We start from the raw sequence: 16,109 nt of genomic DNA on the forward strand, positions 1-16,109 counted from the left end.
ATTCACTCCGGGAATTTTGAAACGATGATGAACATGACGGTGCCTATGAGCAGGGTGACCAGCGAATAGGTGTAGAGCACCAGCAGGAAGGGCTGGAACAGCATCAGGAAGCCGAGCCCAATCAGCACGGTGGCGATGTTTTCCATCGGCCCGCGACGCAGGAAGAACGGCCGTTTCGAGCGGGCAGGGGCTGATGTTCCGATCAGATGGGTCATTTGCGGACGGCTCCGAAGGTGATGCCGCGCAGCAGCTGCTTGCGCAGGAGAATGGTGAAGACGAGGATCGGGATCAAGAAGATCGTCGTGCCGGCGGCAACCGCCGGCCAGTCCTGCCCGCCCTCGCCGATGATCGTCGGGATAAAGGGCGGCGCCGTCTGGGCTTCGCCCGAGGTCAGAAGGGCGGCGAAGGCATATTCGTTCCAGGCGAAGATCAGGCAGAAGATCGCGGTCGCGGCGATGCCGGTGGTTGCCTGCGGTAGCACGACCTTGCGGAAGGCCTGCAGGCGGGTATAGCCGTCGATCATCGCCGCTTCCTCGTATTCGCGCGGGATCTCGTCGATGAAACCCTTGAGCAGCCAGACGGCGAGCGAGACGTTGACGGCGGTGTAGAGCAGGATCATGCCAATGGCCGTGTCGGAGAGCCCGAGCTCGCGGTACATCAGGTAAATCGGGATGGCGACGGCTATCGGCGGCATCATGCGCGTCGACAGGATGAAAAACAGCAGGTCATCGGCGAGCGGAACCTTGAAGCGCGAAAAGCCGTAGGCGGCAAGCGTCCCTAGAAAGACCGCAAGGAAGGTAGAGCCGAAGGCGATCACCAGCGAATTGACGAAGCGCGGCACGAAGTTCGACGGGCCGGCTATCACCATGTTGCGCTTGCGCGTCACCTCATCGCAGGTGCCGGTCGGCGCCGGCAGCGAGGCGATATAGTCAGGCGTCTGCCGGGTGCGCGTGGTGAAGAGGTTGCAATAACCTTCGAGCGACGGCGTAAAGACGATCTTAGGGGGATAGCTGATCGAATCCGGCGGCGACTTGATGCTGGTGAGGAAGATCCAGGCGAGCGGGATCAGCGTGATCAGCGCATAGAGGATGACGATCGTGCCGGCGATGCGCTTGCTGGTGAGGCTCGGTACGACGACCGAATGGGCTGAATTGGCGGCGCTCATCGTTGCTTCACCTTGTTCAGAGCCTTGACGTAGATGTTGGCGAGGCCGAACACTGCGACGAAGAGGACGATGGCGAAGGCCGAGGCCCGGCCGGTCGCCCAGCTTTCGAAGGCGGCGCGCTTCAGCGTGATCGAGGCGACCTCGGTGACGGAGCCAGGCCCGCCGCCGGTCAGCAGCGTCACCATGTCGAACATCTTGAAATTCTCGATGCCGCGGAAGAGCACGGCGAGCATGATGAAGGGCAGGGCCATCGGCACGGTGATCGACCAGAATTGGCGCCACGGCGAGGCGCGGTCGACCTCGGCCGCCTCATAGATATAGTCGGGGATCGAGCGTAGACCGGCCAGGCAGATCAGCATCACATAGGGGGTCCACATCCAGGTATCGACGATGATGATTGCCCAGGGTGCCAGCTGGACATTGCCGAGCATCTGGATATCAGAGGTCGGAATGCCCGATATCAGCGATACGGCATAGGCGAAGAGGCCGATCTGCGGTTCATAGAGAAAGCGCCAGAAATTGCCGACGACGGCTGGGGACAGCATCATCGGGATCAGGATGATCGTCGTCCAGAAGGCATGGCCGCGAAACTTGCGATCGATCAGATAGGCGAGCGCAAAACCGATCAGCGTCTGCAGCACGATCGTCCAGAAGACGAAATGCGCCGTGGTCTGCATCGCCTGCCAGATATCGGGGTCGTTGAGAACGCGCTGGTAATTTCCAAGACCGACGCCCTGGACCGGCGCATTCGGCCGGTTGGCGCGGTAATTGGTGAAGGACAGATAGATCGCCCAGAGGAGCGGGAAGATGTTGATCGCCAGAAGCAGGATGATGGCAGGCGCGATGAACAGCCAGGCGATCGCTCTGTCGGAGAGGCCGCGCACATGGCGGGCGAGCGATGTCGGCGTTGCCCTTGCGGTGGCATCGGCCGCCTTGTCGACAATGGAAGGGGAAATGGTCAAGTTTTCACCTGGTCTATTTGGGGTATCAGGTCTTTCTGGATATGGGGGATCCGGCGGCCCGGCTCGTCTGCCGATCCGGGCCGCCGCCCTTGCCAGGATGGCGCGCAATGCGATGCCGCCTGTCCGCTCGGACACTAGATCTTGCCGTCGTCCTTAAAGACGTCGCTCCAGTCCTTCACCAGACCGTCGAGCGCTTCCTTAGCCGTGCCGTTGCCGGCGACCACGTAATTGTGGACGCGCTTCTGCATGGCCTGCAGCAGCGAGGCATAGCTCGGCTCGGCCCAGAAGTCCTTGACGATCGCCATCGAGTCCAGGAAGGCCTGGGCATAGGGCTGGCTCTTGGCAAAGTCCGGCGCGTTGACGACGGAGTTCAGGCAGGAGAAACCGCCGAGCTCCCACCACTTGGCCTGCACGTCTGGCTGTGCGAACCACTTGATGTATTGCAGGGCGGCATCGCGCTTGTCGGAATAGGAGACGATCGAGATGCCCTGGCCGCCGAGTTGGGCGAAATGCGCCTTCTCAGCCGGGTTGGGGAAGAAACCGATCTTGTCGCCGCCGACCTTCTCGTCCTTGTAGAGGCCGGGCCAGGTGAAGGCGAAGTTCATCTGCATGGCAACCTGGCCGGATTTGAAGGCGTCGGCGGATTCGACCATGTAGACGTTGGAACTGCCGGGCGGCGTGCAGCAATCATAAAGCGACTTGTAGAATTCGAGGCCCTTGACCGCGTCGGCCGAGTTGACGAAGCCTTCCATGTCGTACGGCTTCTTCGGGTTCTCGTACTGAAAGCCCCAGTCGTAGAGCACGTTGGTTACGCCCATGGTGATGCCTTCGGAGCCGCGCTCGGTGTAGATCGAGGCCCCGTAGACGGTCTTGCCGTCGATCTCGCGCCTCTGGAAGAATTCAGCGATCTGCTTCAGTTCATCGTAAGTCTTCGGGGCTGCGAGATCGTGGCCGTACTTCTCCTTGAATTCCTTCTGCAGTTCCGGCTTCTCGAACCAGTCCTTGCGGTAGGTCCAGCCGACGACGTCGCCCATGGCAGGCAGCGCCCAATAGTTCGGCGTGTTCTTTGGCCATTCCGAGTAGCCGACGACCGTCGCCGGCACGAAGTCATCCATCTTGATGCCTTCCTTGTCGAAGAAGTCATTGAGCTTGACGTAATGGCCGTTCTCTGCCGAGCCGCCGATCCACTGGCTGTCACCGATGATCAGGTCGCAGAGCTTGCCATGCGAATTCAGCTCGTTGAGGAAGCGATCGGCATAACTCGTCCACGGCACGAATTCGAACTTCATCTGGGTGCCGGTCTTGGCGGTAAAATCCTTCGACAGTTCGACCAGCGCGTTGGCGGGGTCCCATGCAGCCCAGCACAGCGTCAGTTCATCGGCTTTGGCGAGATTGGGCGATGCCGACGACATGATGAATGCCGAGGCCAGCCCCAAAAGGGCTTTCGATGTTTTCTGCATAAGTTCCTCCCAGAACCAAGCCGGCTCCCCGCCGGCGTCGCACGTTGACCCAAGTCAGAGAATGCTCACATGAACTCCTCAATCATCATGTTTAGCAATATGTTTAGTGATAGATGTTTTTATAAACAATGCAAGCGGTAATCGTTGCTGCAGCGCACAGGAAGTTTCGTGCGAAATCCGTGAAATTTCCCGCGAAGGCGTACCGATCCGGCGAAATCTGGCCTCGCTGCCTCATGGGCTGAGCGCTATGGAGACCACACCCTCCTGTTTTCCCGGGAGTGGTTCAGCTTGGCCTCGCTTCGGCGGGGCCTTTTTCTTGTGTCGACGCCGCCGGCTGCCCAGTCGCATCGGAATATTCCAATGCAGTGCAAGATTTAGCCTTTCCGGCCAGCCGCAACGGGCGTATTCAGCCAATGCGCGGTTTTCCATGTCCGCGCGCTCTTCGCGCGGCAGATTTCCGATCGGCTTCCGTCCGTTTCCCCGCCGCGCCATCCGGAATTTTCATTGGCAGATCGATGACCACGGCAGAGACAAGCGAGAACGGGCAAGAGGCGGCAAGCGGCCGCCAGGCGAAGATCGTGGCGCTGGTCGTTGCCGTTTCCTTCTTCATGCAGATCCTCGATGGCACGATCGTCGCCACCTCGCTGCCGCAGATGGCGGCAAGCTTCGGCGTCCAGCCGGTGTCGATGAGCATCGGCATCACCGTCTACATGCTGACGATGGCCGCCTTCATCCCGCTGTCGGGTTGGCTCGGCGATCGGTTTGGCGCGCGGCGCGTCTTCCTGATGTCGATTGCGGTCTTCACCGGCGCCTCGCTGTTTTGCGGCCTCTCCGGCAGCCTTGCGGAATTCGTGTTGTGGCGCGCCGTCCAGGGGGCGGGGAGCGCGCTGATGACGCCGGTCGGGCGTATCATCGTGCTGAAGAACGCCCGCAAGTCCGAACTCGTCCAGGCGATCGCGCTGATCACCTGGCCGGCGCTGACGGCGCCGGTGATCGGCCCGGTGCTCGGCGGCTTCATCACCACCTATGCCAGCTGGCACTGGAACTTCCTCATCAACATTCCGATCGGTATTCTCGGCATGGCGCTGGTGCTGCACTTCGTGCCGGAGCAGCGGGAGACCGATCCCGGCCGGTTGGATTTCGCCGGCTTCGTTCTGAGTGCTACGGGCTTGACCTTCCTGCTCGCCGCCCTGGAGCTTTCGGTCAAATGGGACGGCGGTCTCTTGCCTGTTATATCGATGCTGGCCGCCGGCATTGTGCTGTCGGTCATGGCGACGCGGCATTTCCTTGCCGTCGACAATCCGCTGCTCGACCTTTCGGCCTTCCGCGTCCAGACCTTCTCGATGTCGACGCTGTCGGCGGGCACGGCCTGCAGGGTGGCGATCAATGCGACGCCGTTCCTGCTGCCGCTTCTGTTCCAGCTCGGTTTCGGGCTGAGCTCGATTGCCGCCGGCGCCTATCTGCTCGTCTATTTCCTCGGCAATCTCGGCATGAAGACGGTGACGACACCGCTCCTGCGCTTCTTCGGCTTCCGCATCGTGCTTGTGTTCAACGGGTTGATCGCGGCGCTTTCCATCGCCGGCTGCGGTTTCCTGACGCCCAATACACCGCAGTTTTTCATTCATGCGCTGCTTTTTCTCGCCGGCCTGTCGCGGTCGATGGAATTCACCGCGCTGAATACACTCGCCTTCGCCGATATCGGTCCGGCGCAGCGAAGCTCGGCCTCGACGCTCTCGAGCATGCTGCAACAGGTGTCGATGCTGCTCGGCGTCGCGGTTGCAGCGGCCGTGCTCAATATCGCCTCGGCCCTCAAGGGCGCCGACAATCCCGTTCTTGCCGATTTCCGCTGGGCTTTCCTCGTGGTGGGCGCGATCGGCGTCATCTCGTCGCTGCGCTTTCTGCAATTGCCTGTGGAGGCGGGGGCCGAAGTATCCGGCCATCGGAAATTCCAGAAAAATTAGCCCGCCGGCGGAACCAATCGCGGCGCTCGGCGTTTGGGCATTTCATTTCAGGTTTTCCGTTTCCGATCGCCTTCAACGGCTTCCTCCTCCAGCCCAGAGTCATGTTCTGAAAATGCCGGCTTTCCGACATCCTTCTTCCGCACCGCCTGCGACAAGGGCGAGGGATAACCGCTGTTTACCGCAGGCGGCCAATGCAATACGACATTGCCATGCGGACGACTCGGACGCTTGCGGACGGTCGTCGCTGCGAGAGAAAGCCGGGAGACGGAATGAGCAATTCTAGCGGCGATGCGGATGCCCTGATCCACATCCTCTATATCGATGACGATGAGAGGCTCGCCCTCTCGATGCAGGAGAACCTTGGCCGGCGCGGCTTTTCGGTCGAATGGGCTGAGAACGGTGCTGCCGGCCTCGACAGACTTGGCAAGGGCGGCTTTGACGCCGTCGTGCTCGATCATATCCTGGCGGACGAGACCGGTCTCGACATCCTGCCGTGCATCACGTCACTGCCGGATCATCCGCCGGTCATCTATGCGACGGGTTCGGACGATACCAGCATCGCGGTGGCGGCGCTGAAAGCCGGCGCCGACGATTACATGCTCAAGGGGATTTCGGCCGATTATTTCGACCTGCTCGCCGCCGCGCTCGAACAGGCACTGGAGCGGGCGCGTTTTCGCCGCGAGACGGCGCAGGCGCAAGAGGTGATCCGCCAGCAGCGGGATCTTGCCGAGATGCTGCTTTCCGAAGTCAATCACCGCATCGCCAACAGCCTCGGCCTCGTCGGCGCGCTGATCCGCATGCAATCGTCGATGACTACGGACCAGGTGGCGATCGATGCGCTGCACGAAACCCAGATGCGCATCAATGCGATCGCCAGCGTGCACCGCCGGCTCTACACCAATCGGCAGGTCGGTTCGGTGCAGATCGACGAATATCTGGACAGCCTGCTCACCGAACTCGAAGCAGCGATGCGCGACGACAAGCGGCCGCACCGCATCGTACTGGCCGCTGAGCCGGTCAATCTGTCGACCGACAAGGTGATCACGCTGGGGCTGATCGTCAGCGAACTCGTCACCAATTCCTTCAAATATGCCTATCCGGACAGTGTGCCGGGCGAGATCCGCGTCCTTGTGGACCAGACGGACGAGGCGTTGAGGGTCATCGTCGAGGACGATGGGGCTGGGTTCGACCCAGCGAACCCGGCGCGGGGAACCGGCCTCGGCACACGCATCCTGACGGCCATGGCAGCAAGTTTGAAGTCGGATTTCGCTTATGATCCCGGGCATGATGGGACGAAGGCGACGCTGGTGTTTTCGTTGCACGAGGGGAAGTAGGGAATGGGGCGTACGGCACACCATTACCCCTTTTTCTGCAACAGTTTATTGACGTCGCATCATCTTACCTGACGCTAGGGGAGGCTAAAATGGCAACCATCCGCACACCGCGCGAAGTCTACGATTTCTGGTTTGTCCGATGCGGTCGGGAGCTGTGGTTCCGCCCCACGCCGGAGCTCGACGTCGAGATCCGCGACGGCTTCCGCGACACGCATCTGGCGCTTGCTGCTGGTATCGGCGACGAATGGCGAGCGGATGCCGAAAGCCGGCTCGCGGCCATCATTGTTCTCGACCAGTTTTCCCGCAACATTTATCGCGGCACGCCGCTCGCCTTCGCCACTGACGGGCTGGCGCTTCGGGAGGCCAAGCTCGCGCTTGCCGCCGGGGCCGACCAGGCGGTCGAGACCGCTTGCCGCACCTTCATTTATTTGCCGTTCGAACATGCCGAAAACCCTGGCGAGCAGGAACATTCGGTGGAATTGTTCACTGCCCTCGGCGATGCGGAATATCTGGATTATGCGATCCGCCATCGCGACGTGATCGCCGCCTATGGCCGCTTTCCGCACCGCAATGTCATGCTCGGACGGGAATCGACGGCTGTGGAACGCGAATATCTCTCCAAGCCCGGCGCCGGCTTCTGACCCTTTCCAGGAGCTTCCGCCTTTCTGTCGCCTTTCTTTGCTAGGAAAAGCTGGAATTCCATCCCGACGACAACCTTCCCGGAGGCGCTTTTGCGGCTGAGGTCCATCCTGCTTCGCACCATTCTTCTCGTGACGCTGGCGCTCGCCGGCACGCATTTCAAGGGTGCTGCGGCCTTCGCACAGGAGCCGCAGGCATCGGCGGCCGCGCAGGCGCCGCTGGCCGATACGCCGCTCGACCAGGCGGCGAAGGAGATTGACAAGGCAAAGGTCCAGCTGACGGCGCTTCAGGACGGCGTCAAGCAGAACGCCGATAATGACGATGCACTGGTCGGGCTTGCGACGAAGGCCGACGAGCTCAGCCGCGCCGTCATTACCATATCGGTCAATCTCAGGCCGCGTTTCGACCAGATCAAGAACCGACTTGCCGAGATCGGCGAACCGCCGAAGGACGGGCAGCCGCCCGAGGCCGCGATCGTCACCCAGGAGCGCAACGCGCTCGCCGCCGAGCGGGCGCAGATCAACGCGGTGACGGGCGATGCCGAAAACCTGTCGATTACGGTGACGAAGCTCGTCAACGAGATCATCGAGATGCGGCGGCGGCTTTTTGCCGATACGCTTTTCAGACGCACCGAGATTTCCGTTTCGGTGCTCGACGATGCTGCGAGCGCCTTCGTGCACGAGGTCAGCGAATTCTCGCAGGCCTTGTCGAGTTGGGCCGTCTTCGTCTGGAAATTCAAACGTTTCCCGCTGTTTGCCGCGATCTTCCTGTCACTCGCCTCGGCGTTGATCCTGCTCTCCGGCAGCTACCGGCTGTTCGGCGCTTATCTGCGCCGGGACGAGGCAGTTGAGAACCCGTCCTATATCGGCCGGCTGTCGATCGCCTTCTGGTCGACGCTGATCCGTACGCTGGCGCTTTCGGTGCTGCTCGTCACCTCCTTCTTCTTCCTCAACGGTTTCAACGTGCTGCGGCCGGATATCGCGCCCGTCATAGGCGCATTGTTCGCGGCGATCGGGCTCGTCTATTTCGTCGGCCGCTTCGTCAACGCCATCTTCGCGCCAAACGAACCGCGCTGGCGGCTGGTGCATCTTTCCAATCTCGGCGCCCGCTCGATCGGCTACTGCCTGCTGGCGATGGCGATCGTCAATGCGCTCGACTATCTCTTCAGCACGGTCAGCGAGGCGATGGGTTCGCCGCTGGTGCTGACCGTGGTCAGAAGTCTGATCGCCGCGTTGATCATCGGCATCATTCTGATCTCGGCGTCCTTCGGCAAGCCGATGCTGGCAAAGAACGGCGATCCGGATGCGCCGGGCCGGCATTGGCCGCGCGGAATGGCGATCATCCTGCGCGTCCTCGGCGCCGGCCTCATCATCGCTGCGCTGACGGGTTACGTCGGGCTCGCTCGCTTCGTCGCCACCCAGCTCATCATCACCGGCGCGGTCGTCGTCACCATGTATGTCGGCCTGCTTTCCGGCAAAGCCATATCCAAACAGGAAAGCTTCGGCGATACCTTCTTCGCGCGCTTCCTGACACGCCGCTTCAATCTCGGCCCGGTGGCGATCGACCAGGCGGGTCTGGTTGTCGGCCTTGCGATCTATGCAGTGGCGCTGGTGGTCGGCCTGCCGCTGATCCTGCTGCTGTGGGGCTTCCACATACAGGACCTGCAGCTTATCGCCTACCGGCTGTTTACCGAGGTCAGGCTCGGCGGCATCAGCATCTCGCTGCTCGGCATCTGCACCGGCATCCTGCTGTTTGCCGGCGTCTACCTGCTGACGCGCTGGCTGCAGCGCTGGCTCGACGGCAATGTGATGGCAAGAAGCCATGTCGATCTCGGCGTGCGCAATTCGGTCAAAACAGGCATCGGCTATCTCGGCGTCGGCATCGCCGCGATCATCGGCGTCTCGGCCGCCGGCATCGATCTGTCGAGCTTCGCGCTCGTCGCCTCGGCGCTCTCGGTCGGTATCGGTTTCGGCCTGCAGAACATTGTTTCAAACTTCGTCTCCGGCCTGATCCTGCTGGTCGAACGGCCGTTCAAGGTCGGCGACCATGTCGTCTCGGGCACTGCCGAAGGCATCGTCAAACGCATCTCGGTGCGCGCCACCGAGATCGAGACTTTCCGCAAGCAGTCGATCATCGTGCCGAATTCGGAGCTGATCAACGGCCTGGTCGGCAACTGGACGCATCGCAACAAGATCGGCCGCTCGGAAATTCCGGTTTCCGTCAGCTACAATGCCGATCCGCAGCAGGTGATGGATATTTTGCTGGAGCTGACGGCCAAGATACCGCTCGTCATGCGTAATCCCGAGCCGCATGTCGAGTTCCTGCGCTTCGGACCCTATTCGCTGGATTTCGAGCTGCGCTTCTTCCTCGCCGACATGGGCGACGGCATGACAGTGCGCAACAATCTCAGGATCGAGATCCTCCGGCGCTTCAAGGCCGAAGGCATCGAGATCCCGCTGCCGCAGAGCGATCTCACCATCCATCGCGATGCGGCGCCTCTCCCTGCCAACGCACGCAAGGATCAGGCCGACGGCCAGGAAACGCCCCGGGATAAGCCGATGGAAGACGAGGAGCGGCCGGTGCGGCAGCTGCGCGGGCGGACGGCGGAGGGCGGCCTGAAGAGCTGAACGGCTCATTCAGCCATCATTCACAGATCTATGTGCATCATCTCCAGCATCGGGATCGCTGCCGAGGGCAGCACCGATCGTTCGAGGGGAGGGCGCGTCCGCGCCGCCGCACATGATGGCAAGGTTTGCCGCCGTTCTGCTTGTCCCGCTGCTTGCCGCGCCGGCGGTTCATGCGGCATCCGTCACCAATACCGATCCCGCCGCCGTGGTGCTTGTCATCACCGAGAGCGGCCAGCGCGTCGAAGTGGTTGTCGATGCCGGTGCTTCGGAAAGCCTCTGCTCCTCCGGCTGCTTCATGACGACGCCGGACGGCGACCGCATCGGGCTCGACGGCGGCGAGACGATCGACATCGTCAAGGGCTCGGCCGTCGTCAAGTAGACGATCAGACGATCCGCTTGCCGTCGGCGTCGAGCACCTTCTCGCCGTCTTCCTTGGCAAAGGCGCCCTTGTGCGTCTCCGGTAGGATTTCCAGAACCAACTCGGAGGGCCGGGACAGGCGGGTGCCGAGCGGTGTCACGACGAACGGCCGGTTGATCAGGATCGGATGCGCGAGCATGGCGTCGAGCAGTTGATCATCGCTGAGATCAGGATTGTCGAGGCCGAGTTCGGCATAGGGCGTATCCTTCTCGCGAAGGGCCTGGCGCACCGACAAGCCGGCATCGGCGATCATCCTGATCAGCGCCGCGCGCGACGGCGGGCTTTTGGCGTATTCGATGATCGTGGGTTCGATGCCGGCATTGCGGATCATCGCCAACGTGTTGCGCGAGGTGCCGCAGCCGGGGTGGTGGTAGATGGTGACGCTCATGTTTTGCCTGCGGTGATAGGATTGGCTTTTCCATGAACTATCGCAACTGGGCGAACAGGAAAAGGGCGGCGCCGTGTAGTCATCGCAGTTGCGAGGCCAGCCGGCAGAGCTCGGTGACCATATCATCACGGCCCGGAGGGGCCAATTCTCGGTCTTGTTTGCGCCGCTGTTTACATCGATATGAAACGTCTAAACACCATTGACTGACCATCAGTCAGTCATTTACAGATGATTGCCGGCCTAATTCTGGCATCACCCGTTCACCGCCCGGAGATCGCCATGAGTGCGCAGACCCTGTTGAACTCCCTGTTCCAATACAAAGCCAGCATTGATAACGAGCTTCTCGACGCCCTGAACGGGCTCGGCGAGGAGGCACGATCGGAGGCGGTTTCCTCGGCCCTTCGTGTGCTCAACCATGCCCACCTCGTCGACCGCATCTTCGCCGCCAATCTTCAGCGGCAGCCCCACTCCTACGCAGCAAGCTGGAGCAGCGAGGTGCCGCCCTTGGCGCAGCTCGCCTCGGACATCCGGGAGACGGACCGTTGGTACATTGATTTCACCTCGCGCCTAATGCCCGAGCAATTGGAGGAGGTCGTCGATTTCACCTTTACCGACGGCGGGCGCGGACGCATGTCGCGCGAGGAGATGCTGGCCCATGTGGTGACGCATGCCGGTTATCATCGCGGTGAGGTCGGTCGTTTGCTGCCGGATATCGAGAGCACCGCAATGCGCGACGTGTTTGCCGGCTATCTGCACAGGACAGAGCCCGCGCGCCGTCAACAAGACTAGACCCGATGTCGGGAAATCCCGTTTCAAAGCCGAGAACCAAGCCCGCTGAAGAGCGGCGTGACGAGCTCATGGTCTCGGCCGAACGGCTGTTTCTGGAGAAGGGCCTCGAGCAGACCACCGTCGAGGAGATCACTACGGGAGCAGGGGTCGCCAAGGGCACCTTCTATCTGCACTTTTCTTCGAAGGCCGATGTTCTCCAGGCGCTGCGCGTCCGTTTCGTGCAGGGCGTGCTTGACGGTATCGTTGCGGCTGTCGAAAGACGGAGACAGGAAGACTGGCGCGGCAAGCTGGCGGCCTGGTCGAGGGCGTGCGCCACCGGCTATCTGGACGCGGCCGGACTGCATCATCTCGCCTTCGTGGCGACACCCCCCGCAACGCGGGAAGGGCTTTCGCGCAACATCCTGATCGACCATCTGAGCGAACTGCTCGCCGCCGGGGCAGGCGGGAACGCGTGGTCGGTCGATGATCCCGGCTTTACGGCGGTGTTTCTGTTCAATGCCCTGCACGGCGTAGTCAATCAGCCCACCGGCGAAACACCCGCTGATCGCGCCGAATTGCTGCACAAGATCGAGGCGCATGTTCTGCGCTTGCTGGGTTTGCCTTTCAGTGAGGCGATCTCTGCCTACTCTCCGACCTCATTCTGAGGTCCCCCGCAGGGCCCCGAAGGACGAGGTCGGCTACCGGGCTCTCTCGCTTCACGCCTTATTTCTTAATCATATCCGCAAAGAAACCAGAAGCTGCCCCTTCGGCCCCCTCTTCGTTTCATATCCGGGCGCGCCGATTAATAATTACTCAAATCAATTGATGTACCAATTTGATCCGGGGACAGATTTTACATCAAAGGTTTGCTATGGCGTTTCTAGGTATTTCGGGCATGCAATATTCCGGGGAAATGTTTGCCGGTGCGCGTATTCTTGTCGCGGAAGATTCCAACGTATTCACCTCGATGATCAGCAAACGGCTCAAGGAGCTGTTCGACATTGAGGTCGAGATCTGCCGCAGCTTCGAGGATCTGCAGTATTCCTACGACAAGTCTTCCGAGCCGATCACCCTGGCGATCTCGAACATCAATCTGCCGGGTGCCGAAAACGGCGAAGCGCTCGAATATCTGGTCGACCTCTCCATCCCGACTATCGTCTTCACCGGCACCTTCCAGGAAGGCATGCGCGACAAGCTGATGGCCAAGGACATCGTCGACTATATCCTCAAGGACAATATCTTCGCCGTCGACCTTCTTGCGGAATCGATCTGCCGGTTCCTGACCAACCACCGCCATCACGTGCTGATCGTCGACGATAGCGCGACGGCGCGCGCGCTGTTGTCGAGCCGGCTGAAGCGTTATAATTTCCGCGTCAGTGTTGCCGAGAACGGCGCCAAGGCGCTGGAGATCCTGAAGGCCAACCGCGATATCGGCCTGATGATCACCGACTACAACATGCCCGACATCGACGGCTTCGAGCTGACGCGGCGGATCCGCTCCAATATCGGTTCGCACGAGCTGCGCATCATCGGCGTTTCCTCCTCCTCGAACCGGTTGCTTTCGGCGCGGTTCCTGAAGGCCGGCGGCAATGACTTCATGCTGCGCCCCTTCATCGACGAGGAGTTCTACTGCCGCGTCAACCAGAACCTCGATACGCTCTTGCAAATCCAGTCGATGCGTAGGGAGCGGGCGGTTGCCTGACGGCCCTTCCAGTATCGGTTTCGCCAGGGGGGCGGAGATGACGGTCGCAGACAGTCATCGAATTTCTGCAATTATAAGTAACGTCGTCATTTGTCCCCTTCACGCGCGCAGGCCTCTCGGTTATCGTCCGCCCCGCCGGGGAGAGGGCCGAGTCGAGGCCATAGGGCGCATGGGGGAGTAGCGGCTGTGGCTTTTCAAGCGGATTTTCAGCGGGATGGCATCGGGCTGCGCTCCGGCGGGCTGAGGCTACTTCTGGTTGAAGATTCCCGGATGTTTTCCGCCGTGCTCTGTCATCGGTTCCAGACGGAACTCGGCCTTGCGGTCAAATCCTGCCCGTCGCTGAAGGCGCTTCGCGAAGAACTTGCCGAGGACGGTCATGGCTACTCCATTGCCGTCGTCGATCTCAACCTGCCGGATTCGCCCTATGGCGAGGCGCTCGACTGCACGATCGAGCACGATATCCCGGCGATCGTCTTCACCGCGACATTCGATATCAACACGCGCAACAAGATCATGGAGCGCAATGTCATCGACTATGTCCTGAAGGACAATGAATTCGCGCTCGACAATCTGGTCTCTACTGTCCGGCGGGCGATTTCCAACCGCAAGACGCGGGTGCTCGTCGTCGACGATGTCGCCTCGGCGCGCCAGGTGCTCGTCGACCTCTTGAAGGCACAGCAATATCTCGTCATAGAGGCAAGCTCGGGGCTGGAGGCGCTGGCAGCACTCGAAGCCTACACCGATATCGAACTCGTGGTCACCGACCACAACATGCCCGATATGAGCGGCTACGAGCTGACGCGGCGCATCCGCCATCGCTTCGGTTCGGATCGGCTGCGCGTCATCGGTGTTTCCTCCTCCAGCGACCGCATGCTGTCTGCGAGTTTTCTCAAGGCTGGTGCCAGCGATTTCGTCTACCGGCCCTTCGTCGCCGAGGAACTGCAGTGCCGCATCGCCAACAATGCCGAAACGCTGACGCAGATGCGGCAGCTGAGGGCGGCGGCGGCCTGCGACTATCTCACAGGCCTCTATAACCGCCGCTATTTTTACGACAACGGCCCGAAACTGGTGAACGAGTGTCTGCGGCTGAAAGTGCCGAGTTCGGTGGCCATTCTCGATATCGATCATTTCAAGCGGCTGAACGACACCTATGGCCACGAGATCGGCGACAAGGTGCTGAAGGCTGTCGCAAACAGGCTGTTCACGATCTTCGATGGCAGCGACAATCTTCTCTCGCGGCTCGGCGGCGAGGAATTCGCCATCCTCTTCCCGCAAATGGATTCTCTTGCCGCGACCAAACTCTGCGACGAGATCCGTTCGGACATTTCGCGGCTGAAGGTCACCGCCGACGACGAGGAACTCGGCGTCACGATTTCGATCGGCATTGCCGAGATCGGCGGTTACGAGACTTTCGAAAATTACCTCAACGCCGCCGACCAGTTCCTCTACATGGCCAAGCACAGGGGCCGCAATCAGGTCTATTCCGACGCCAGGATGACGGAAGAGGCGGCGCAGTAGAGCCGTTCGGGCGAGCCGCCGCCCTTTTCAGGCGGCGGTCTCTTGCTTTCAACTCTCAGGCCGCGACCGCCTGCTGACGCGCGGTCGCCATGGTCATCTTGCGCTCGGCGCGTTCCTGCTGCGGCGAGCGATGGTAGAGTTCGCGATAACACTTGGAGAAATGCGAGGCCGAGACGAAGCCGCAGGCGACGGCGACCTCGACGACGGGCATCGAGGACTGCACCAGCAGGTGGCGTGCACGGTCGAGGCGGATTTCCAGATAATAACGGGCCGGTGAGCGGCCCATCTCCTGGCGGAACAGCCGTTCGATCTGGCGGCGCGAGAGGCCGGCGCCGTCGGCGATTTCGATCAGCGACAGCGGCTCGGCGAGATTGCCCTCCATCAGTTCGATGATCGACAGCACCTTGGCGTTCTGCACGCCGAGGCGGGCGCGCAGCGGCAGGCGCTGGCGGTCGTGCGGGTTGCGCACGCGGTCGGTCAGGTGCTGCTCGCAGATGCGGTTGACGAGGCTTTCGCCGAAATCCTCGCCGACGAGGTTCAGCATCATATCGAGCGAGGCGGTGCCGCCGGCGCAAGTGTAAAGATTGCCGTCGATCTCGTAGAGATCGGCATAGACTTCGGCTTGCGGGAAGGCTTCGGAGAAGCCCGGCAGATTTTCCCAGTGGATGGCGCAGCGCTTGCCGTTCAGGAGGCCGGCCTGGGCCAGCACATGCGCGCCCGTACAGAGGCTGCCGACGGCAACGCCGCGATTGTAGCATTCACGCAGCCAGGCATTGACCGACTTGTTGTTGAACTGCTCGACATCGATGCCGGAACAGACGAGCACCATGCCCGGCCGGTTTTCGCCGCCGAGATGGCGGCGCTCTTCAGCGAGCGAGGAATTCGCCTCGACGCCGATGCCGCAGGAGGAATAGACTTTCTCCCCGTCGAGGGAAGCGAGGCGCCAGGTATAGGCCTGGTAGCCGAGCATGCGATTGGCGATGCGCAAGGTATCCACGGCCGCCGAGAAGGGCAGCATGGTGAATTGCGGTACCATAAAGAAGACCAGCGAACGCTTCTTGATCTGCATCCTGTTCATAGCGAAATCCATGCTCGAGGGGCGATGCATATTGGTTGCGCGGAATGCGTCGCGCCGATGTCCTGAAAGCGACACTGACATGGAAAAAT

The 16,109-nt window shown here is 61.2% G+C and carries 15 protein-coding genes; 9 read left to right on the top strand and 6 right to left on the bottom strand.

Annotated elements, in window-relative coordinates:
* Positions 1-2: 2 nt before the first annotated feature.
* From FFM81_RS08600 to FFM81_RS08615, 4 genes are all read right to left on the bottom strand, one after another.
* Positions 3-215, bottom strand: coding sequence for a hypothetical protein (locus FFM81_RS08600; protein ID WP_003564325.1), 213 nt, complete (start codon positions 213-215; stop codon positions 3-5).
* A complete protein-coding gene (locus FFM81_RS08605; protein WP_003564324.1) occupies positions 212-1,165 on the bottom strand; it encodes a carbohydrate ABC transporter permease in 954 nt (317 codons plus the stop codon). Before FFM81_RS08605 ends, FFM81_RS08600 begins: the two co-directional genes overlap by 4 nt.
* Positions 1,162-2,127, bottom strand: coding sequence for a carbohydrate ABC transporter permease (locus FFM81_RS08610; protein WP_003564322.1), 966 nt, complete (start codon positions 2,125-2,127; stop codon positions 1,162-1,164). Before FFM81_RS08610 ends, FFM81_RS08605 begins: the two co-directional genes overlap by 4 nt.
* A 134-nt stretch (positions 2,128-2,261) precedes the next feature.
* Entirely contained in the window at positions 2,262-3,587 is a 1,326-nt protein-coding gene (locus FFM81_RS08615) for an ABC transporter substrate-binding protein (RefSeq protein WP_003564320.1), read from the bottom strand.
* A gap of 515 nt (positions 3,588-4,102) precedes the next feature.
* Here FFM81_RS08615 and FFM81_RS08620 point away from each other — a divergent pair.
* From FFM81_RS08620 to FFM81_RS08640, 5 genes are all read left to right on the top strand, one after another.
* Positions 4,103-5,548 (top strand): MFS transporter, encoded by a 1,446-nt coding sequence (locus FFM81_RS08620; RefSeq protein ID WP_138384154.1) that lies wholly within the window; start codon positions 4,103-4,105, stop codon positions 5,546-5,548.
* A gap of 269 nt (positions 5,549-5,817) precedes the next feature.
* A complete protein-coding gene (locus FFM81_RS08625) occupies positions 5,818-6,882 on the top strand; it encodes a sensor histidine kinase (RefSeq protein ID WP_138384155.1) in 1,065 nt (354 codons plus the stop codon).
* A gap of 89 nt (positions 6,883-6,971) precedes the next feature.
* Positions 6,972-7,523, top strand: coding sequence for a DUF924 family protein (locus FFM81_RS08630; protein WP_138384156.1), 552 nt, complete (start codon positions 6,972-6,974; stop codon positions 7,521-7,523).
* Between the two features lie 90 nt (positions 7,524-7,613).
* Entirely contained in the window at positions 7,614-10,148 is a 2,535-nt protein-coding gene (locus FFM81_RS08635) for a mechanosensitive ion channel family protein (RefSeq protein ID WP_138384157.1), read from the top strand.
* Positions 10,149-10,260: 112 nt separating this feature from the next.
* On the top strand, positions 10,261-10,527 hold the full coding sequence (locus tag FFM81_RS08640; protein WP_003564312.1) for a hypothetical protein: 267 nt from the start codon (positions 10,261-10,263) through the stop codon (positions 10,525-10,527).
* Positions 10,528-10,531: 4 nt separating this feature from the next.
* On the opposite strand, the gene arsC is transcribed toward FFM81_RS08640, so the two are convergent.
* Complete coding sequence (arsC, locus tag FFM81_RS08645; RefSeq protein WP_025416426.1) at positions 10,532-10,954, bottom strand: arsenate reductase (glutaredoxin); 423 nt, start codon at positions 10,952-10,954, stop codon at positions 10,532-10,534.
* 279 nt (positions 10,955-11,233) lie between these two features.
* On the opposite strand from arsC, the gene FFM81_RS08650 reads away from it, so the two are divergent.
* From FFM81_RS08650 to FFM81_RS08665, 4 genes are all read left to right on the top strand, one after another.
* A complete protein-coding gene (locus tag FFM81_RS08650; protein ID WP_025416425.1) occupies positions 11,234-11,743 on the top strand; it encodes a DinB family protein in 510 nt (169 codons plus the stop codon).
* A 5-nt stretch (positions 11,744-11,748) separates the two neighbouring features.
* On the top strand, positions 11,749-12,387 hold the full coding sequence (locus tag FFM81_RS08655) for a TetR/AcrR family transcriptional regulator (protein WP_097532758.1): 639 nt from the start codon (positions 11,749-11,751) through the stop codon (positions 12,385-12,387).
* Positions 12,388-12,593: 206 nt separating this feature from the next.
* Positions 12,594-13,424 carry a response regulator gene (locus FFM81_RS08660; protein WP_003564302.1) on the top strand — a complete coding sequence of 277 codons (831 nt, stop codon included), beginning with the start codon at positions 12,594-12,596 and terminating at the stop codon, positions 13,422-13,424.
* 186 nt (positions 13,425-13,610) lie between these two features.
* Positions 13,611-14,942 (top strand): diguanylate cyclase, encoded by a 1,332-nt coding sequence (locus tag FFM81_RS08665; protein ID WP_025416423.1) that lies wholly within the window; start codon positions 13,611-13,613, stop codon positions 14,940-14,942.
* A gap of 55 nt (positions 14,943-14,997) precedes the next feature.
* Here the strand turns inward: FFM81_RS08665 and FFM81_RS33325 are convergent, their stop codons facing one another.
* A complete protein-coding gene (locus FFM81_RS33325) occupies positions 14,998-16,020 on the bottom strand; it encodes a GlxA family transcriptional regulator (RefSeq protein ID WP_003564299.1) in 1,023 nt (340 codons plus the stop codon).
* Positions 16,021-16,109 lie beyond the last annotated feature (89 nt).

The organism is Rhizobium hidalgonense (assembly GCF_005862185.2).
Classification (GTDB): Bacteria; Pseudomonadota; Alphaproteobacteria; order Rhizobiales; family Rhizobiaceae; genus Rhizobium; species Rhizobium hidalgonense.